Origin of the sequence: Sphingomonas faeni (assembly GCF_024273235.1) — a bacterium.
GTDB lineage: Bacteria > Pseudomonadota > Alphaproteobacteria > Sphingomonadales > Sphingomonadaceae > Sphingomonas > Sphingomonas faeni_A.
The window spans coordinates 212,044-230,795 of the sequence record NZ_JANBVH010000001.1 but is presented as its reverse complement, the minus strand read 5'-3'; the positions used below and the strand labels follow the sequence as shown (position 1 = coordinate 230,795).

The window sequence follows — 18,752 nt, the reverse complement described above, 5'->3', positions numbered from 1 at the left end:
ACAAACTTCGTCGCGTGTTTTCAAAGTAACGGATCGTTCTTGGCGCAGAAAATGGCGTCTTATAGGCATTTGTCGATCATTCTGCTTTCGCGCGCACGCAATTGAAGCATATAATCGCTATTGTTAGAGTCTTGTCTGTTTACAATGTCTGTTCGGGCCGCTTTTGTGACTGATTGTTACGCTTGTAAGTGGTCCGCCTAGATGTACTTTCTGGCAAAAGTGTCTTCAGCCAGCCGTTCGTTCGTTTCCGTACGTAGATCCGCTCTGTTCGGCGGCCATAGCGCTCGATACGCGCCTGTCGGCGCTGCCTCCGCCATGCCCATATCGCAACCGGAGTCAGGATAAGAACTGCGAATATCACTTCGGTTGTCATTAAAAAGTCCCGCCTTGGGACTAGCAATAGCATAACATCGGTTTTTTAACATTAAATTTTGCTTTGTTCGGCAACTTAGCTTTAAGATATTGAAACGCGTGGGTTTAGAGATGAAATTTCGTGATGAATAAATTATTCATCATACAGTTGATCTGTCGCGTCATCGCGCGGGATGTCGTACAGATATGATCTGATTTGATTGTCCGAGGTAATATGCATCTGGCTTGGCCAGGATATCAATCTCGCAGTCACCAAATTGCGATTATCTGTCATGCGACGTCGAACGCCTTGGATTCTGCATTTCGGTGAAAGCATTTGGCAACGAGGCTGCTAACGGCAGCAGTTACCAATATGACTGCGTTGGCGCTGACCGTCCGCGATATGGATTTGGAGAGCGGGTCAAACGATCCCGCTCTCGGGCAGAATGTGCGGTCTGGGACGGTCGATGCTGCCCCAGACCGATGGATCATCGCTTGGGCTCGTCACAGAATGCGGAGAAGATTTGGCTCGGCGCAAGCAGCGTTCTGTCGGAGGACACCCCTTCTTCGAAACGTCACCGGATCACGTCTCTTTGCACCGCAGTATCTAACGCCGCGGGCGCACCGCCTTCAACGCGATCCGGACCGGCTGCATCGTCTCGGCCGGCTTGAACGACAGCAGCATCACCAGCGCGACGCCGGCTATCGACGCCGCGCCGAGGAATCGCACGAAACGCTCGCCGGTCAGCGGTGCGCCGCAGTGGAACAGCGCGGCCGTAAGCACGAGCGCAGCGACGAGGCGTAGCGCGCGGATCGCTGACGGCGCGGCGATCCCCAGGTCGCGGCGATACCGGAAGGAGGTCGCCGCCAACAGCAGCCAGCCGAAGAAGCACAATATCGTGGCTTCAAGCATGAACGGTCTCCGATTGTGGTTTGCGGATCTTCGCGACGGGCCTGCTCCGGGCGGAGCGCCACGCGCCGAGTGCAAGCATCGCGGCAATCGCGAGCATGGCGAAATCGAATGCCGCGAAGAGCGTGTCGCCGGTCAGTATCGATCCCGGCAATCCGCGCGACGTCGTCAGCGTATCGACCACCGGGATCGCCGCGAACGCCGCGGCTCCAATCGCGAACCCTTCGGTCCACGCGCGGCGTGCCGGTCGCAACACCTGCAACACTGCAACGGCGCCCCATGTCCAGAACATCGTGGCGACCTCTGCGTCGGCGCGGTTTGCGGTTTCGGCTGGGATCAGGCGGTTGGCGAGGAGGTAGGCGGCCATCCCGATCGGCAGGCCGGCGATGACACCGATGTTCAGCCGCTCGACCAGCTTCAGCCCGAAGAACGGCGTCGCGCCCGGCTTGCGACGCTTGGCGGTCCAGAGCAGCAACCCGGTCCCGACCATCGCCGCACCGGTGAGACCGAGCACGAAATACGCCCAGCGCAACGCCGGCCCCGCAAACTGCGCGACGTGCAGCCCCAGCATCACGCCGGCGGTGGCGAGCGCGGGCCCGACGCCGCCAGCGCCTTCGAGGAACCGCCCGTCGCTGCCCGCATAGGTGACCGACGGACCGCGTCCGTTGAGCGAGGCGTTCGCATGGCGGTACAGCGTGACCCTGCTTGCGGCATCGTTCGGGTTGCGCACCACCAGGGTCGCGACCGGCGCACCGAAGCGTCGCTCGGCATCCGCGACCAGAGGACCGATCGCCACCAGCGGCTTGGCCGTGCCCTGCGCCGCGCGCTCGGTCGGCGTGCCGAACGCGGCTTGCGCGAAATCGGCGGGCTTGGCGTAGTTCGCGGTGACCGGCCACGGCATGTACATCGCCACCAGCGTGATCAGCCCGGTATAGGTGATCATCGCGTGGTACGGCAGCGCCAGCACTGCCGAGACGTTGTGCGCATCGAGCCAGCTGCGCTGTCCCTTGTTCCAGCGCAGCGTGAAGAAGTCGGCGAAGATGCGCTTGTGCGTGATCACGCCCGACACGATCGCGCCCAGCATGAACATCGCGCACAGCCCTGCGAGCCAACGTCCCCAGGGATGCGGCAATTGCAGCTGGAAATGGAAGCGATAGAAATGCTCGCCGCCGCGGGTCTCGCGCGCACGCACGACATCGCCCGTCGCGGGATCGAGCACGATTTCGGGTGCGCGCCGCCTGGGAGCCTTGGGGTCCGGCTTGCGCTGTTCGAAGACCCGCGTCACCGCGGTGCGGGCATCCGGGAGGTAGACGTACCATTGCAGATCGTCCGCGCCGACACGCTGCATGTGCGCCACCGCGGACTCGGCGGCGTGGGCGCTGGTGACCGGCTTCGCGCGAAATTCCGGCTGCATCCACTGCGTGATCTCGGGCCGGAAATAACTCGCCGTACCGGTCAGGAACATGGCGAACAGGATCCAACCCGCCAGCAGGCCCAGCCAGCCGTGGATCCATGCCATGCTCTGTCGCAAGGTGGTTCTCGCCGCCGAACTCACGGACGTACGCCGAGCAGCCAGAGTAGGCCGCCGCCGACCAGTGCGATTCCCCACACGAGCGCTGCGACCCGCAAAACGCGGTGTTCGTGGAAACACCAGAGGGCGATGCCTGCATAGATCGCGAACGACAGGACCATGCCCCAGTTCGTCGCTTCGACGCGCGCGATCGGGAGCAGGCGGGCGAGCAACGTCGCCAGCACTGCCGCCGCGGCATAGCCGCCGACGAGCGCGGTCGTGCTCCGCAACGCCATGGTCCAGACCACCGGACGGACTGTCCGGCCCTTGGGAAATGGGCCGGGTTTCAGGATCCGACCGTGCATGAACATTCTGTCATTTTCCCTTGCGGTGCGTGCCAACCGTCTTTAGCGGGCCTTGCGAGTCATTATCAATATCAAAAGTGGACGGCGCAATGCGGGGACGATTTACAGGCGGGATGCTGCTGGGTACGGCTCTAGGCAGCGTCGGGACGCCGGTGTTCGCGGCAGATTTCACCGCGGCGTCGGCGCCGACCATGGCACGCGATGCGGCGCCCACCGGTGACGATACGCAAACTCGCAGCGACGAGATCGTCGTCAGCGGCGAGCGCATTCGCAAGACCGGCAGCACCGGCACCAAGACCGAGACGCCGCTGATCCGCACGCCGCAGGTCATCACCAGCATCGACGAAAAGGAACTGACGCTCCGCAACGCGCTGTCGATCAACCAGGCGCTCGGCTATGTTGCGGGCGTCTCGCCGAACCAGCGCGGCAATGTCGCCACCCGCTACGACCAGCTCTACGTCCGCGGCTTTGCGCCGGGCCAGTATATGGACGGCATGCGTCTGCTAGGCGGAGTCTATTCCACGCCGCAGATCGACTTCCACCTCGTCGAGCGCGTCGACGTGATCAAGGGGCCGGCATCGGTCCTGTATGGCAACTCCACGCCAGGCGGACTGGTCAACCTGACCAGCAAGGTCCCCTATGGCGAATCCGGCGGGCGGATCGAACTGGCGGGCGGCAATTTCGACCTGTTGCGCAGCGCGATCGACGTGAACCAGCCGCTCGATAAGGATCACAAATGGCTGTTCCGCGTGATCGCGGGTGCGGAGCGGTCGGACGGTTTCGTCGCGATGACCGGCAACCGGCGCTATTACGCGCGGCCGATGCTGACCTTCGCGCCCGACGAGGCGACCAGCGTGACGCTGATCCTCAATTACCAGCGCGATCCCGAATCGGCGTCGTACAGCGGCGTGCCGGTCTACGGTTCGGCGCTCGCGAACCCGTCCGGACAGTTCGCGACCGATTTCAACGTGAGCGAGCCTGCGTACGAAGCGTTCGATCGCAAGCAGAAGTCGGCGACGCTGCTGTTCCGCCACGACTTCAACGACAGCCTGAGCTGGGCGACGAGCGCGCGCTACCTCGACGTCGATCTCCACTATCGCCAGATCTACCTGTCCGCGTTCGCGACGACGGGCACGGGCGCCAATCGCAACACCGATTTCTCGACGATCGTGCGCGGGGGCGGTGGGTCGGACGAATCGTTCCGGACGATCACGATCGACAATCACGCGACCGCCAAGTTTGCGACCGGGCCGTTGCAGCACACGCTGCTCACCGGCGTCGACTGGCAGAACAACCAGGGTAGCAACGACCAGCAGTTCAACACCGGCGTCGCTGCCGATCCGGCGACCAGCATCCCGAACCTGAGCCTGTTCGCGCCGGTATATGGCGGAGTGCAGCCTACTTTCCCGCTCAGCCAGACGCGCAGCTTCCGCAAGATCGACCAGGTCGGCGCCTATGTGCAGGACCAGATCGCGATCGGCGGGCTGCAACTGATCGCGAGCGGCCGCTACGACTGGTACGACCAGACGACGGTGAACCGCAACGCCGCGGCAGGAGCGGCCAGCGGCGTGACCCGGCTTCACCAGACCGCGTTCACCGGACGCCTCGGCGCATTGTACGAAACCAAGTTCGGCCTGGCGCCGTTCGTCAGCTATTCGGAAAGCTTCGAGCCGCAGACCGGCACCGCGTTCGACGGCGCAGCGTTCGTGCCCGTCACCGGTCGCCAGTACGAAGCAGGCCTGAAATACCAGCCGCGCGGCACCAGCGCGCTGTTCACGCTCTCGGCCTTCGATCTGCGTCGCCAGAACGTACCGACGACCGATCCCGCCAACCCGAACTTCCAGGTCCAGATCGGCGAAGTGGCGGTACGGGGCATCGAACTCGATGGACGGGGCGAGATCACGCCGGGCCTGACGGTCACGGTCGCCGGCACCTATACCGATCCGAAAGTCACGCAGGGCACGCCAGTCGTCGGCACCGGCGATCAGCTCAGCGGCGTTACCGGCACCAAGCCGCTCGGCATATCGACCTGGAGCGCATCGAGCTTTGTCAACTACGACCTGTCACGCATTAGCGGCGGCGGCGCGCTGTCGGGGTTCAACATCGGCGGCGGCGTCCGCTATGTCGGCAAGTCGGACGGCACCGCGACGCGCGTGGCAGCAGGCCAGACGCTCACCACCCGGTTCCAGTCGCCGGGCTATGTGCTGGTCGATGCGGTGCTCGGCTATGATCTCGGCAAGTTCGGCGACTCGCTCAAGGGCATGAGCCTGACCGCGAACGTCGCGAACCTGTTCGACAAGCGCCACATCGCCAGCTGTTTCTTCGTCAACAGCTGTTACTTCGGTGCCTCGCGGACCGTCGTCGGATCGCTCCGCTTCAACTGGTGAGGCGGTTGTGCTGGCGTTTCGTTCGCGCCGGACGGGACGTCAGCGCATATCCTCGATCGGCGCGGTCAGGATGACGCGCAGGCCGGGCATGTTGTCGTCCTGTTCGATCGTACCGGACAGTCCGGCGACGACCGCCTTCATCATCCGGCTGCCAAAGCCCTCGCGCGTGCCCGATTTGCCGACGCCCTGGTCCGCGACGATCAGGCGCAGCCGGTTGCGATGCTGTTCCAGCACGATCTCGATCGGTCCGGCGCGACCCTCATAGGCATATTTGCTTGCGTTGATCACCAGCTCGGTCAGCACCAGCCCGATGTTCACCGCGCGATCGGTCGCGACCAGGATCGGCGCGAGATCCAGGCTCATCCGCGCTGCCCAATCCTCGCCGAGCGAGGTCTTCATGTCGTCGGTCAGCTCCTCGAGATAGCGCGACAGATCAACCGACTCGACCTGGTCGTCGCGGTACAGTCGACGGTGGACCAGCGCGACCGCCGCGAGCCGGGCCTGCGCTTCGGCGAGATGCTCTTTCACCTTTGCGTCGTCCGACGATTTCGCCTGGAGAGACAGGAACGCGGCGACCAACTGGAGGCTGTTCTGGACGCGGTGATTGACCTCCTTCATCAGGACGTCCTTCTGCGCGATCAGGATGTCCTTGTCGGCGAGCGTGCGTTGCAGGTCGCCGTTGAGAAGACGAAGCCGCTGGTTGACATGGGCGTCGTGGAACGCCCGGCGCAGACGATGCGCGGCCTCGATCTCCTCGCGGGTCCAGCACCGCGATCGACCGCTAACCGCCTGCGTCCAGGATTCGAACGAGGTGCGCGGCGTCAGCACTGCGTTCGGATCCACCGAAACCGCCTTGTGCGGATTGCCCGCCCATTCGACTTCCTCGATCTGCTCGGCGCGGAACCACAACAGCATCGCGCCCTCATCGATGAGCGGAAGCGCGAGCACGCCGCTGGCCGCTGCCCTGTACGTCTCGGCACGAGGATAGAGCGAGGGCAGTTCGTGCGTCGCGAACGGCTCGATCCCGTTCTGCGTGACCGCCCACTCCGCCAGGTCGAGCACGTCCTCCTCGGCAGGGCACAGGCCGTGCATCGCCACCACCGCGCCATCGACGAACGCGAAGCCGTCGCCGTCCAGCATACGCCGCAGGTCGTCGCGCAGTGCGGTGACGATACCGCGCGGGGCGGGGTCGGTCGCGAGCTTCGGGATGACCGCGTCCTCCGCCGCCCGCAACCGCAGCCGTTCGCGGTAGGTCTCGGCCTCCTCCTTCGCGCGGATCTGGCGGGCGAGGCCGCTCGCCAGAGTCGACGAGGCCGCGCGGATATCGGGGGTCAGCACGCGCGGCGATCCGTGATGGCAGGCGATCATGCCCCACAACAGGCCGTCCTTGACGATCGAGATCGAGGCCGACGCCGCGACCCCCATATTGGCGAGATAGCGCAGGTGGATCGGCGACACGCTGCGCAGCGCGACATCGCTGAGATCGAGCGTCTCGAACCCGGCTGGTCGCAGCACCGCGGGCGCATAGTCGATCGCCGGAATCGTCCGAGTCCTGTTGCGCACATACAGCGCGCGCGCTTGCCGGGGGATGTCCGAGGCGGGAAAATGATGGTTGAGGAAGGTGCCGAGTCCCGACGCCTTGTCCTCCGCCATCACGCGCCCGGCTTCGTCGTCGAGGAAGCGGTAGACCATGACGCGGTCGAACCCGGTCAGTTGCCGGAACGCGATCGCCGCGCGCTCGCACAGCGCCTGGAGATTGCCGGCGCGTTCGAACGTCATCGCCATCGCGTTGAGTCGGCCGAGCATCGCCGCGGCGGTGACCGGCACGCCCGCGACCGGTTCGAGCTCGACCAGCACGTGATCCGCGCTGCGATGGAGCGTGACGTCGAAGTGTTCGGAAACCCCGGTCACCGGCGCGCCGGCCAGCGCAACTCCGGCGACCGTCTCGCTGGTCGCGAACAGCGCCGCGATATCCTGCGCCAACAGCGCGGACAGGTCTCGCCCCAGCCAGTCGACGGCCAGCCGGGTCTCGATGTCGCCGGCCCCTGCGACGATCGCGAGGGTCGCGGCGTCGGCGACCAGCAACAGGCCGTGCGGCTGGATTGCGCCCGGGATGTGGATCTGTTCGCGGTCGCACGCGGTCAGGTCCAGCCCCACGTCCGCGGCGGGGATGGCAGTGTCGCTCGGCGCGCTCATGAACTCGAAACTCTCGTGATAGCAGCCCGACCATGCCGCTACCGGTGGAACAAAGCAAATACCGGCAAGGGTTTAGCGTGTTAACCCAGGGCAGTATCGCGTGGCGCGCTCTCGGCATAGCGGCGCGCGATCACGGCGCAGGCGATCAGTTGCAGCTGGTGGAACAGCATCAGTGGCAGGAGGATGACGCCGACCTGCGCGGGCGGGAACAGTACGCCGGCCATCGGCACGCCCGATGCGAGGCTCTTCTTGGAGCCGCAGAATTGGAGGACGATCGCATCCTCGCGGGGCAGTTTCATCAGCCGCGCGACGGCGAAGGTGAGCGCCAGGACGAACGCAAGCAGCGCGGCGCAGAGCAGCCCGATCAGGATCAGGTCGCCGATCGACAATTTGGTCCAGAGGCCCTCGACCACCGCGGCCCCGAACGCGCTGTAGACGACCAGCAGGATCGAGCCGCGATCGACGACGGTGAGCATCGCTTTCCGCCGCGTTACCCACGCGCCGATCCACGGACGCAGCAGATGCCCGGCGACGAACGGGACGAGCAATTGCAGCACGATCGCCTCGATGCTGTCGATCGAGATCCCGCCGCTGCCCGACGTCTCCATCAGCAACGCGACCAGCGCGGGCGTAACCACGATCCCGAGCAGGTTGGAGAACGATGCGCTGCATACCGCCGCCGCGACATTGCCGCGCGCGATCGCGGTAAAGGCGATCGACGACTGCACGGTCGAGGGGAGCAGCGTCAGGAACAGCAGCCCGGCAGCGAGCGGTCCATTCACGAACGGCAGTGCGCTGAGCCCTAGACCGAACAGCGGGAACGCGACGAAGGTCACGGCCAGCACCGCGAGGTGCAGCTTCCAGTTGCGCAATCCCGACAGAATCGCGTCACGCGACAGCTTCGCGCCGTGGAGGAAGAACAGCAGGACGATGCCGATATCCGCCGCGTAGCCGACGATCGTCGCCATCTCGCCGCGCGCCGGCAACAGGCTCGCCAGCACGACGGTGCCGAGCAGCATCAGGATGAACGGTTCGAAGACCGCGAGGAAGCGGCCGATCACGGATGCGCTTTAGCGTATGCATCCAGCGTCGCGAGATGGCCGCTGAGCGCCTCGTCGTCGAGGAAGCTGCCGAGGAAGCTGTTCCGCGCGAGCGTCACCACCTGCTCGCGCGAGAGATTCTTCGCGCGCGCGGTCTGGCGGAAATTCTCGCCGATATAGCCGCCGAAATAGGCCGGATCGTCCGAATGGATCGTCGCGCGCAGGCCGAGATCGAGCATCCGGTCGATCGGGTGGTTCTCGAGCCGGTCGACGTTGCGCAACGCCACGTTCGACAGCGGGCACACGGTCAGCGTCATCGCATCGCGGGCCAACCGTGCGACCAAGGCCGGATCCTCCAGCGCGCGATTGCCGTGGTCGATCCGGTCCACCTGAAGGATATCGAGCGCCTCGTGGATATACGCGGGCGGGCCCTCCTCGCCGGCGTGCGCGCACAGCATCAGCCCGGCATCCGCCGACGCAGCGAACACGCGCGCGAACTTCGATGGCGGATGGCCGACCTCGGACGAATCGAGCCCGACGCCGATGAACTGGTCGAGCCACGGCTCGGCCTGCGCGAACGTCTTGAACGCATCCTCCTCGTCGAGATGGCGGAGGAAGCTCATGATCAGGCCGACCGACATGCCATGCTTGGCCTGCGCCTCGTCGATGCCGGCGAACAGCCCGCGTGCGACCACGTCGAACGGTATGCCGCGATGCGTGTGCGTCTGTGGATCGAAGAAGATCTCAGCATGCACCACGCCGTCCTGTGCGACGCGGTCGAAATAGGCGACCGCCAGATCGCGGAAATCCTCCTCGGTCTGGAGCACCGCGGCGCCCGCATAATAGATGTCGAGGAAGGTCTGCAGATTGGTGAAGCTGTACGCCGCGCGGACGTCCTCGACGCTCTTGAACGGGATCGCGACCTTGTTGCGCTCGGCCAGCGCGAACATGAGTTCGGGCTCCAGGCTGCCCTCGATGTGCAGATGCAGTTCCGCCTTGGGCAGGTGCGTGATGAAGTCGTCTGTCATGGCTCGTCCTGTCGCTTGGGTCGCGTCGGCTGCAACCATTCCGCGCGCCATGCACTACCGCAAGTGCGAAAGCCGTTGCATGACAATCCTGTCACGTTACCGAGCGCGTGAACGCACGCAAAGGATACCATCGATGCCGACAGGATTGGTCGCACTGCTCGACGACATTGCCGGGATCACCAAGCTCGCCGCCGCCAGCCTCGATGATATCGGCGCGGCGACCAGCAAGGCGGGCAGCAAGGCGATCGGCGTGGTGGTCGACGATGCCGCGGTGACGCCGCGCTACATGGTCGGGTTCGAGCCGAAGCGCGAGCTGCCGATGATCGGCAAGATCGCGCTTGGCTCGTTCCGCAACAAGCTGCTCTTCATCCTGCCGGCGGCGCTGGCGTTGAGCGCGTTCGCACCGTGGCTGCTGACGCCGTTGCTGATGATCGGCGGCACGTATCTATGCTTCGAGGGGGCGGAGAAGATCCTCGAGGCGTTCGGCGGCGGCCATGCCGAGGAGGTGGTGGACGCGCCGACCGACCCGAAGGCGCTGGAGGCGCAGAAGGTCTCGGGCGCGATCCGCACCGACTTCATCCTGTCGGCCGAGATCATGGTGATCGCGCTGTCGGACGTCGCGACCAAGCCGATCTGGGAACAGGCGATCGTGCTGGCGCTGGTCGGCATCGTCATCACCATCGCGGTGTACGGCGTGGTCGCGCTGATCGTGAAGATGGACGACATCGGCCTGCATCTGGCGCAGCGCAACGGCGCGGCGGTGCAGGCGCTCGGGCGCGGACTGGTGAAGGGCATGCCGCTGGTGATGTCGGCGCTGTCGGTGATCGGGACTGCGGCGATGGTGTGGGTCGGCGGCCAGATCATCGTCCACGGCGTCGAGGATTTCGGGTTCACGACGGTGCCGCACTGGATCCACCACACGGCCGAGAGCGCCGCGGCGGCGGTGCCGGTCGCGAAGGGGGTCGTGAACTGGGCGGTTAACGCGTTCTTCTCGGGGATCGTCGGGTTGATTCTGGGCGGCGCGATTGCGCTGGGGTTGCATGCGGTGAAGGGCAAGAAGGCGCACTAAGCAGGAGAGCGCCGTTCGCCCTTCGTTGTTCTCCCGCGAAGGCGGGAGCCCAGTCTGGGTCCCCGCCTTCGCGGGGAAACAGGGTAAGCCAGAGGAAACCGTCACCTCGCGCAACCACCCTGGCGGAGGCCGGGGCCCAATTGGGGGACGGGAGTGGCTACGGACAGTCCCTCGTTACTTCTACCTTTCCAATTGGGCCCCGGCCTTCGCCGGGGTGGTACTCATTCGCCGGGTGGGGGATCGGGAGGAAGGAAGCGGCGCCTACTTCCCCGTCCACTTGTCCATCCACCCGATCACCTCACCATACCATTGCCGCGAGTTCTTCGGCTTGAGCACCCAGTGGTTCTCGTTCGGGTTCACCAGCAGCCGCGACGGGATCCCGCGCCGCTGCAACGCGGTGAACGTCGCCAGCCCCTGCGTATACGGAATGCGGAAGTCCTTCTCGCCGGTGATCACCAGCATCGGCGTCTTCCACTTGGCGACGTAATTGACCGGGTTCCATTTCTCGAATGCCTGCGGGTCCTCGTAATAGGCTTTCCCGCCATGCTCCCATTCGTCGAACCAGAGCTCCTCGGTCTCGTAGGCCATCGCGCGCGCGTCGAACACGCCGTCATGCTGGACGATGCACTTGAAGCGATCGGGCCACTGCCCCTCGAACCAGTTCATCATGTAGCCGCCATAGGACGCGCCGAGCGCGCAGGCATTGTCGGCATCGAGCCACGCGAACTTGTCGGTCGCGGCCTTCAGACCCTTTTGCAGATCCTCGAGCGGCCAGCCGCCCCAATCGTTGCTGATCGCGTCGGTGAAGCCCTGGCCGTAGCCGGTCGACCCGTGGAAATCGACCGCGACCAGCCCGTAGCCGGCGCCTGCGAACACCGCCGGGTTCCAGCGATAGGACCAGCTGTTGTTGCTCGATCCCTGCGGTCCGCCGTGAACCATGTAGGCGATCGGGACTTTCCCCGCCGAGCCGTACGGCTTCACCGCATAGCCCCAGACGGTGTCGGCGTTCGCGCCCTTGAAATTGAACCGCGTAACGGTCGGCATGTCGATCCCGGCGAGCTTCGTCGCGTTGACCTGCGTCAGGCGCTGCGGTGCGCCGGTGCCCAGACGAAAGAAATCGGCGGGTGCGGTGAGGCTGTCCATCGCCACCACCGGCCCGCGCGGCGTGATCGCGACCGCGCCGACATGGCCCTCCTGCGTCAGCCGCGTGACCGCGCCGCTCGACGCATCGACGCGGAACAAGGGCGTCTCCTGCGTGTCGTCGGCGGTGACGTAGAGCGACTTCGAATCGGGCGCCCAGGCGATCGAGCCGACCGACCGGTCCCAGCGCTCGGTCAGCGACACCGTCTTGCCGCTGGCGATATCGCGCAGCGTCAGCACCTGGCGATCCGCCTCGAACCCAGGCCGCCGCATCGCGAAATAGGCGAGCGTGCGGCCATCGGGCGATACCGTCGGGAGGTTGTCGGTCGCCTTGTTCGCGGCGGTGAGGTTGACCGGTGCGGCCGAGCCGTCCGCCGGGACCGAGAAGATGTCGAGATTGGTCGACAGCGCCTCGATCCGCCCAGCCTCGCGCATCGCGAAATACACGGTGCGGCCATCGGGGCTCCACGAGACTTCCTCGCCGCCGCCGAACGGCTTGGACGGCGCATCGCCGACCAGCGCGCCGACCAGCGGAACGCCGTTCCCGGTCGCACCCGCGGCGGTCAGTGGCAACACGAACAGCTGCGAGCGCGTGCCGTCCGCCCATGTATCCCAATGCCGCACGAACAGCTGGTCGTAGGTCCGCCCGGCCCCCGCGTTCGGGTCCTTCTTGACCATCGCCGGCTCGAGGCTCGGTGCACCCGGCTTGCGATCCGCCCAGACGAGCAACTTGTCGCCGGTCGGCGCGACCTTGAAACCGCTGAACCCACCCTTGAAGCTGGTGACGCGCCGCGGCGTGCCGCCGGTGACGGGCACCGACCAGACCGCGTCCTCGCCGCCCTTGTCCGAGGTGAAATACACCGTGCTGCCGACGATCTGAGGATCGTTCTCGTTGACCTGCGGATCGGCGAGCAGCTTCACCGGCGTCGCGCCCGGTGTGCTGAGATCGAGCCGCCAAAGGTCGAAACGCCCCTTGTCCGCCGCGAGATCGGTCTCGCGCTGCGCCCAGACGAGCCAGCGTCCGTCCTGCGAGGTGGTCGGCGCACCGACGCGGCTGAGCATCGTCACATCGTCGATGGTGAGTTGCCGGGCGGCGGCAGGGGCACTCGCAAAGGCGAGCACGGCGAGGCTGGCAGAGAGCAGGGTCTTCATGGCGTGCTTGATAGGACGCTTGCGAGATCGCGCGCAATCACCTCGATTGCTTGCACGCCCCGGCTTTGCCTGCACGCCCCAGCTTTGCTTGCACGCTCAGCTTCGCTTGCGTGAAAGCACCGGTTCAGATCATGGCGGTATCAGGTCATGATCGCCCAACGCCTCCAGGATCGCCTTGCATGTTGAAGTCTTTGATCCGCGGAATGGCGAGCGCGCTGCTTGCGGTTGCCATGGCGACCGCGTCCGCCGCGCAGGTCGTTCCCCCGCCCGCGAGTGGCGCGGCGCACGTGCAGGCGCACGTGCAATTGCCGGTCGATGCGCTGATGCAGGACGCGGCGGAATATGCGCGACGGTTCGGTGTGCCGTTCGACGAGGCGTTGCGGCGGCTGCGGGCGCAGGGCGACAGCGTGCCGGCGACCGACGCGCTGCGCGAAACCTTCAAGGACCGCTGGGCCGGAATCGCGATCGAGCATCTGCCGACCTACCGGATCGTCGTGCTGCTGACCGGCACCGATCCCGTGCCGGACCAGCAGGTCGTCGCCGGCGGGATGACCGTTCCGATCGTCTTCCGCACCGGCGCCACCGCGACACGCGACGCGGTGCTCGCCGCGATCACCACCTATCAGGCGAAGATCCGCGATTCCCTGCCGCATCCGCCCGGACTCGGTGTGGATCAGCGGACCGGCGAGCTTGTCGTGATGACCGCCAGCGCCGACGCCGATCTCGACCGGAACGGCGAATTGCGCGCGCGGATCGCGGCGATGACAGGCGTGCCGGTACGCATCGATGTCGTCGATCGGCCGCCGGTCGACATGCAGGTCGAGGCGGCTCCCCCTGCAACCGACGCGACGCCTGCACAAAGTGGCGCGATCGAGGGCGGCGCGATCGAGGGTGGCGCCATCGAGGGTGGCGGGCGTGTGGTCGGTACCGTCGATGGCAAGCGCTATGCCTGCACGACCGGCTTCGTCGTGTCCGACGGGATGCGCAACGGCGTGGTCACCGCGGCGCATTGCCCGGACACGCTCTCCTATGTCGGCAAGCGCCCGTCGGACGGCAGCCGCGAGGAATGGCCGCTGGCGTTCGTCGGGCAATGGGGCTGGGGATATCAGGACGTGCAGGTCAACGTCGCGACCGCCCCGGGCATCGCCTACGCGCCGCTGTTCTACGCGGACACCGCCAAGACGCTCGCGCGGCCCGTCGCGACATGGCGCTACCGCACCAGCACGCGGGCGGGCGACTTCGTGTGTCATCGCGGCGAGCGGACCGGCTATAGCTGTGCGGTGGTGGCGATGGTCGATTTCGCCCCCGCCGGCGATCTGTGCGGCGGCGCGTGCCTGCCGACCTGGGTCGCGGTCGAGGGGCCGACGTGCAAGGCCGGCGACAGCGGCGCGCCGGTGTTCGAGGGCACCACCGCGCTCGGCCTCGTCAAGGGTGGGACCTATCGCCGCGACGGCACGTGCCTGTTCTATTATTACATGTCGACGGACTATCTGCCGCAGGGCTGGACGTTGCTTCATCGGTAACGGGGTGCCGGGCGGGCCGATTGTGTCTCCTCGCCAAGCGCTGTAGTCCCGCCGGGAACACGGCGCCGTCGAGCGCCGATCGGCGGCCTATCGACACGGGCGGAACATGGACTCCTCGGGCCTTGAGGCCGTTTTCCTCGCGAACCGCGACACGCTGCTGCGGTTTCTCCGGTCGCTCGGTGCGGGCGATGCGGCGGAGGATCTGCTGCACGAGCTGTGGCTGCGGATCCAGACCGCGCCGACCGGGCCGATCGCGTCGCCGCTGTCGTATCTGTACCGGATGGCGAACAACCTGATGCTCGACCGCCACCGCGCGGTGCGGCAGGCCGAGAAGCGGGATCGGGAATGGACGGAGGCGACCGGCGGCCCCTCGCTCGATCGGTCGGAGGAGCCGTCCGCCGAACGGGTCGTGATCGCGCGCGAGCAGGCGGCGCTGGCGGAGACCGCATTGCAGTCGGTCGGCGACCGCGCCGCGCGGATATTCCGTCGGCACCGGATCGACGGGATCGAGCAAAGGATCGTCGCCGCCGAGTTCGGGGTGAGCCTCAGCACCGTCGAGGGCGACTTGCGGAAAGCGTATCGTGCGATGATCGATGCGAAGCGACGCTATGACGAGACCTGAGTTTTCAAGGTCGTACCGGATCGTCTCCGTCATCGCGTATAGGAGGCCATGATGGCGGAGCATGACGATATCGACGCCCCTGCGCTGAACGGGGCTGCGCTGGACTGGGTCGTCCGGATCGGTAGCGATGCGTTCGACGACTGGCCGGCGTTCCACGCCTGGCTGGAGGCGGACCCGCGTCACGCGGCGGCGTATCATGCGATGTCGGCGGATATCGAGGAGATGGCGGCGTCCGTGCCGGCCGAGATGGCCGCGCCGGTCGTCGTGCCGATGCCGAAGCGGCGCTGGCCGGTCTGGACCGGTGGCGCGATCGCGGCGTCGTTGGCGTTGTTCGTCGGCTATGAGGCGCTCGACACGCGCACGCACCCCTATGCGGTCGAGACGGCAGCGGGGGCCATGCGGACGGTGCAGCTCGCCGATGGGAGCAGCATCGCGATGGGTGGTGCGACACGCCTGATGCTCGATCGCGACGACCCGCGGATCGCGACGCTGGAGCGCGGCGAGGCGATGTTCGTGGTCCGGCACGACGACAGCGATCCGTTCGAGGTGAGCGTCGGCGGCGCGCGGCTGGTTGACGTCGGCACCGCGTTCGACGTGAAGTACGCGCTGGGCGATACGCGCGTCGCGGTGTCCGAAGGCGCGGTCGACTATAATCCGGGACGCGACGGCATCCGGCTCGTGAAGGGGCAGGGGCTGCTCGTCCGCGACGGCAAGCCGACCGTGACGGCGGTCGACGTCGCCAGCGTCGGATCGTGGCGCGACAGCGTGCTGGCCTATGAGGGCGCGACGCTGGCCGAGGTCGCGGACGATCTGTCGCGCGCGCTCGGCGTCGACCTGCGCGCCGACCCGACAGTGGCGAAGCGGTCGTTCAGCGGCAGCATCGCCACCGCCAAGCTGGTGGGCGATCCACGGCTCGCCGCGCCGCTGCTGGGTGTCGCGATCCGCAAGCGTGGCGGCCACTGGGTGATGTCCTCCCGCTCGTGAGGATGCACGGATGTCTGGTCGTCGCGGCGCTCGCCGTCGCCGCTCCCGCGCAGGCGGGGCAGGGGGCGGTCGACCTGCCGGCAGGGCGTCTCGGCGATGCGGTGCTGGCGCTCGGGCGTCAGTCGGGGACGAGCATCGTCATCGGCGATCCGGGGCTGTGGGCGCGGCGCGTACCGGCGGTGCGCGGGCGGATGAGCGCGCGCGCGGCGCTCGACCGGCTGGCGTCGGCGGTGGATGCGGATGTCGTCGCGGCGGGGGCGGTCGGGTGGCGGCTCGTGGCGCGCGCGCCGCGTGTCGTGGCGGTTCGGGTGAATCGGCCGAGGGTCGTTCCCGCCGCCGCACCGGTGGCAGAGGGCGCGGATATCGTCGTGACCGGCAGCAAGCGCGACGTGCGGTTGCGCGATTTCGCGGGGCAGGTGGCGTTGCTCGACGGGGTCGATCTCGCGCTCGGCGGCGCTGGCGGGACCGAGGCGATCCTCGCGCGGCTGGCCAGCGTATCGTCGACGCATTTAGGGGCGGGGCGCAACAAGCTGTTCATCCGCGGCATTGCCGATTCCAGTTTCACGGGGCCGACCCAGACCACGGTGGGACAGTATTTCGGTGACTTGCGGCTGAGCTACAACGCGCCCGACCCCGATCTGCGGCTGTACGATATCGCGTCGGTCGAGGTGCTCGAAGGACCGCAGGGGACGCTGTACGGCGCAGGGTCGCTTGGCGGGATTATCCGCACCGTGCCGAACACGCCCGAGCTGGGCGCGGTGTCGGCGTCGATCGCGGGCGGTCTGTCGGCGACGTGGCACGGTGATCCGGGTGCGGATTTGGGCGCGACGCTGAACGTGCCGCTCGGCGAGCGGGTGGCGCTGCGCGTCGTCGGCTACGGCGTCAGCGAAGGCGGGTATATCGACAATCCGGTGCTCGACCGGCGCGACGTGAACCGGACGCGGATCGGCGGCGGTCGCGCGATGCTGAGGCTCGATGCGGGGAATGGCTGGACCGTCGATCTCGGCGGGATCGGGCAATGGACCAAGGGCGACGACAGCCAATATGCCGATCGCGACGCGCCACCTTTGACGCGATCGAGCGCGATCGTGCAGGGTTTTTCGGCGGATTACACGATGGGGCAGGTGGTCGTGTCGGGCGCGATCGGCGGGCTGAAGGTCAAATCCTCGACCGGGATCGTCGGCCAGACGCTGACCGAGCGGTACGACGCGACGCTGCCCGAAGGCGAGGCCCGCGTGTTCGCGCAGCGCAACGCGACGTCGATGATCGCGAACGAGACGCGGGTATGGCGGCCGATGCGGAACGGCTTCGGCTGGGTGGTCGGTGGCAGTTTCACGCACAACCGGACGCGGCTGTCGCGGTCGCTCGGGCCGGTCGATGCGCCCGCGCCGGTGACGGGTGTGACCAACAGCATCGATGAGGCGACGCTATACGGCGAGGGGAGCGTGCAACTGGTGCGCGGCCTGATCGCGACCGCGGGCGCTCGGGTCACGCGGGCCTCGCTGGCAGGGACCGGCGAGGACGTCGCGCCGGCGCGGCTGGAGACCGTCGCGCTTGCCCGCGCGCGCGTGACCGCGGACCGGATCGAGACGAGCGTGCTGCCGTCCGCCTCGCTGATCGCCGCGGTGCTGCCCAAGGTGTCGCTGTACGGACGGTATCAGCAGGGATTCCGCCCGGGTGGGCTGGCGATCGAGAGCGATTTCGTGCGGCGGTTCGAGAATGATCGCGTGCGGACGCTGGAGAGCGGCGTGCGCTATGGGCTTGCCGGGATTGACAGCGCGTATCTGTCGGCGAGCGTGTCGCACACGATCTGGCAGGATATCCAGGCGGACTTCATCGACGCGACCGGCCTGCCGAGCACCGCCAATATCGGCGACGGGCGGATCTGGACGTTCAGCGCGGCGGGCGGGTGGAAGCCGGTCGCCGGCCTGACTCTCGACGCGGGCTTCACCTACAACGACAGCCGCGTGACGGAGCCCAGCCCGGCGCTGTTCGTGGCGCTCGCGCGGATGAGCCAGGTGCCGAACATCGCGCGCTATGCCGGGCGGCTGGGGGCGGATTACCGGCGGGATGTCGGGCGTGACCTGGAACTGCGGATATATGGGTGGGCGCGCTATGTCGGGCGGTCGCGGCTCGGGGTCGGGCCGGTGCTGGGCGAGGAGCAGGGGGATTATCTGGATACCGCGCTGACCGCGCGGGTCGGGCGGCCGTCGTTGGGGGTTACGCTCGGGGTGACGAACTTGACCGACAGCGTCGGCAACCGGTTCGCGTTGGGGACGCCGTTCCAGGTGGGGAGCGGGCAGATTACGCCGCAGCGTCCGCGCACGATCCGCATCGGCCTCGACGCGGCGTTCTAACCCCCCTCCCTGGAAGGGAGGGGTAGGGGGTGGGTCGGCTTTCGCATGTTCGAACGGGGGTGGCTCAGGCGGGCCGACCCACCCCCAGCCCCTCCCTTCCAGGGAGGGGAGCTAGAAG

At 66.8% G+C, this 18,752-nt stretch carries 13 protein-coding genes; 6 read left to right on the top strand and 7 right to left on the bottom strand.

The features are described 5' to 3' along the window. Positions 1-958: 958 nt before the first annotated feature. The 3 genes from NLI89_RS01000 to NLI89_RS00990 are packed head-to-tail and all read right to left on the bottom strand — an operon-like array spanning position 959 to position 3,136. Entirely contained in the window at positions 959-1,264 is a 306-nt protein-coding gene (locus NLI89_RS01000; protein WP_254685278.1) for a DUF3325 family protein, read from the bottom strand. Further along, complete coding sequence (locus tag NLI89_RS00995) at positions 1,257-2,780, bottom strand: PepSY-associated TM helix domain-containing protein (RefSeq protein WP_254685277.1); 1,524 nt, start codon at positions 2,778-2,780, stop codon at positions 1,257-1,259. Before NLI89_RS00995 ends, NLI89_RS01000 begins: the two co-directional genes overlap by 8 nt. Before the next feature lie 32 nt (positions 2,781-2,812). Beyond that, a complete protein-coding gene (locus tag NLI89_RS00990; RefSeq protein WP_254685276.1) occupies positions 2,813-3,136 on the bottom strand; it encodes a hypothetical protein in 324 nt (107 codons plus the stop codon). Between the two features lie 89 nt (positions 3,137-3,225). Here NLI89_RS00990 and NLI89_RS00985 point away from each other — a divergent pair, with 89 nt between their 5' ends. Further along, positions 3,226-5,523 (top strand): TonB-dependent siderophore receptor, encoded by a 2,298-nt coding sequence (locus NLI89_RS00985; RefSeq protein ID WP_254685275.1) that lies wholly within the window; start codon positions 3,226-3,228, stop codon positions 5,521-5,523. A gap of 39 nt (positions 5,524-5,562) precedes the next feature. Here NLI89_RS00985 and NLI89_RS00980 read toward each other — a convergent pair whose 3' ends face one another. The 3 genes from NLI89_RS00980 to NLI89_RS00970 form a co-directional block, all read right to left on the bottom strand. Then, positions 5,563-7,719, bottom strand: coding sequence for a histidine kinase dimerization/phosphoacceptor domain -containing protein (locus tag NLI89_RS00980; protein ID WP_254685274.1), 2,157 nt, complete (start codon positions 7,717-7,719; stop codon positions 5,563-5,565). A gap of 80 nt (positions 7,720-7,799) precedes the next feature. Beyond that, positions 7,800-8,777, bottom strand: a complete 978-nt coding sequence (locus NLI89_RS00975) for a bile acid:sodium symporter family protein (RefSeq protein WP_439144457.1) — start codon at positions 8,775-8,777, stop codon at positions 7,800-7,802. Beyond that, positions 8,777-9,787 (bottom strand): adenosine deaminase, encoded by a 1,011-nt coding sequence (locus NLI89_RS00970; RefSeq protein WP_254685272.1) that lies wholly within the window; start codon positions 9,785-9,787, stop codon positions 8,777-8,779. Before NLI89_RS00970 ends, NLI89_RS00975 begins: the two co-directional genes overlap by 1 nt. 133 nt (positions 9,788-9,920) lie before the next feature. Here NLI89_RS00970 and NLI89_RS00965 point away from each other — a divergent pair, with 133 nt between their 5' ends. After that, entirely contained in the window at positions 9,921-10,856 is a 936-nt protein-coding gene (locus NLI89_RS00965; protein ID WP_254685271.1) for a DUF808 domain-containing protein, read from the top strand. A 261-nt stretch (positions 10,857-11,117) separates the two neighbouring features. Here NLI89_RS00965 and NLI89_RS00960 read toward each other — a convergent pair whose 3' ends face one another. Next, positions 11,118-13,148 carry a S9 family peptidase gene (locus NLI89_RS00960; protein ID WP_254685270.1) on the bottom strand — a complete coding sequence of 677 codons (2,031 nt, stop codon included), beginning with the start codon at positions 13,146-13,148 and terminating at the stop codon, positions 11,118-11,120. Positions 13,149-13,327: 179 nt separating this feature from the next. On the opposite strand from NLI89_RS00960, the gene NLI89_RS00955 reads away from it, so the two are divergent. The 4 genes from NLI89_RS00955 to NLI89_RS00940 all read left to right on the top strand — a co-directional run bounded on the left by NLI89_RS00955 (position 13,328) and on the right by NLI89_RS00940 (position 18,634). Beyond that, complete coding sequence (locus NLI89_RS00955; protein WP_254685269.1) at positions 13,328-14,671, top strand: S1 family peptidase; 1,344 nt, start codon at positions 13,328-13,330, stop codon at positions 14,669-14,671. Positions 14,672-14,777: 106 nt separating this feature from the next. Further along, a complete protein-coding gene (locus NLI89_RS00950) occupies positions 14,778-15,293 on the top strand; it encodes an RNA polymerase sigma factor (protein WP_254685268.1) in 516 nt (171 codons plus the stop codon). 51 nt (positions 15,294-15,344) lie between these two features. Then, positions 15,345-16,277, top strand: coding sequence for a FecR family protein (locus NLI89_RS00945; RefSeq protein WP_254685267.1), 933 nt, complete (start codon positions 15,345-15,347; stop codon positions 16,275-16,277). A 2-nt stretch (positions 16,278-16,279) separates the two neighbouring features. Beyond that, a complete protein-coding gene (locus NLI89_RS00940) occupies positions 16,280-18,634 on the top strand; it encodes a TonB-dependent receptor (protein ID WP_254685266.1) in 2,355 nt (784 codons plus the stop codon). Positions 18,635-18,752: the final 118 nt, after the last annotated feature.

Coding starts and splice junctions, on each gene's coding strand:
- NLI89_RS00955 (WP_254685269.1), top strand. CDS start 13,328: ATGTTGAAGTCTTTGATCCGCGGAATGGCGAGCGCGCTGCTTGCGGTT.
- NLI89_RS00995 (WP_254685277.1), bottom strand. CDS start 2,780: ATGGCATGGATCCACGGCTGGCTGGGCCTGCTGGCGGGTTGGATCCTG.
- NLI89_RS00980 (WP_254685274.1), bottom strand. CDS start 7,719: ATGAGCGCGCCGAGCGACACTGCCATCCCCGCCGCGGACGTGGGGCTG.
- NLI89_RS00965 (WP_254685271.1), top strand. CDS start 9,921: ATGCCGACAGGATTGGTCGCACTGCTCGACGACATTGCCGGGATCACC.
- NLI89_RS00945 (WP_254685267.1), top strand. CDS start 15,345: ATGGCGGAGCATGACGATATCGACGCCCCTGCGCTGAACGGGGCTGCG.
- NLI89_RS01000 (WP_254685278.1), bottom strand. CDS start 1,264: ATGCTTGAAGCCACGATATTGTGCTTCTTCGGCTGGCTGCTGTTGGCG.
- NLI89_RS00960 (WP_254685270.1), bottom strand. CDS start 13,148: ATGAAGACCCTGCTCTCTGCCAGCCTCGCCGTGCTCGCCTTTGCGAGT.
- NLI89_RS00990 (WP_254685276.1), bottom strand. CDS start 3,136: ATGCACGGTCGGATCCTGAAACCCGGCCCATTTCCCAAGGGCCGGACA.
- NLI89_RS00985 (WP_254685275.1), top strand. CDS start 3,226: ATGCGGGGACGATTTACAGGCGGGATGCTGCTGGGTACGGCTCTAGGC.
- NLI89_RS00940 (WP_254685266.1), top strand. CDS start 16,280: ATGCACGGATGTCTGGTCGTCGCGGCGCTCGCCGTCGCCGCTCCCGCG.
- NLI89_RS00950 (WP_254685268.1), top strand. CDS start 14,778: ATGGACTCCTCGGGCCTTGAGGCCGTTTTCCTCGCGAACCGCGACACG.
- NLI89_RS00970 (WP_254685272.1), bottom strand. CDS start 9,787: ATGACAGACGACTTCATCACGCACCTGCCCAAGGCGGAACTGCATCTG.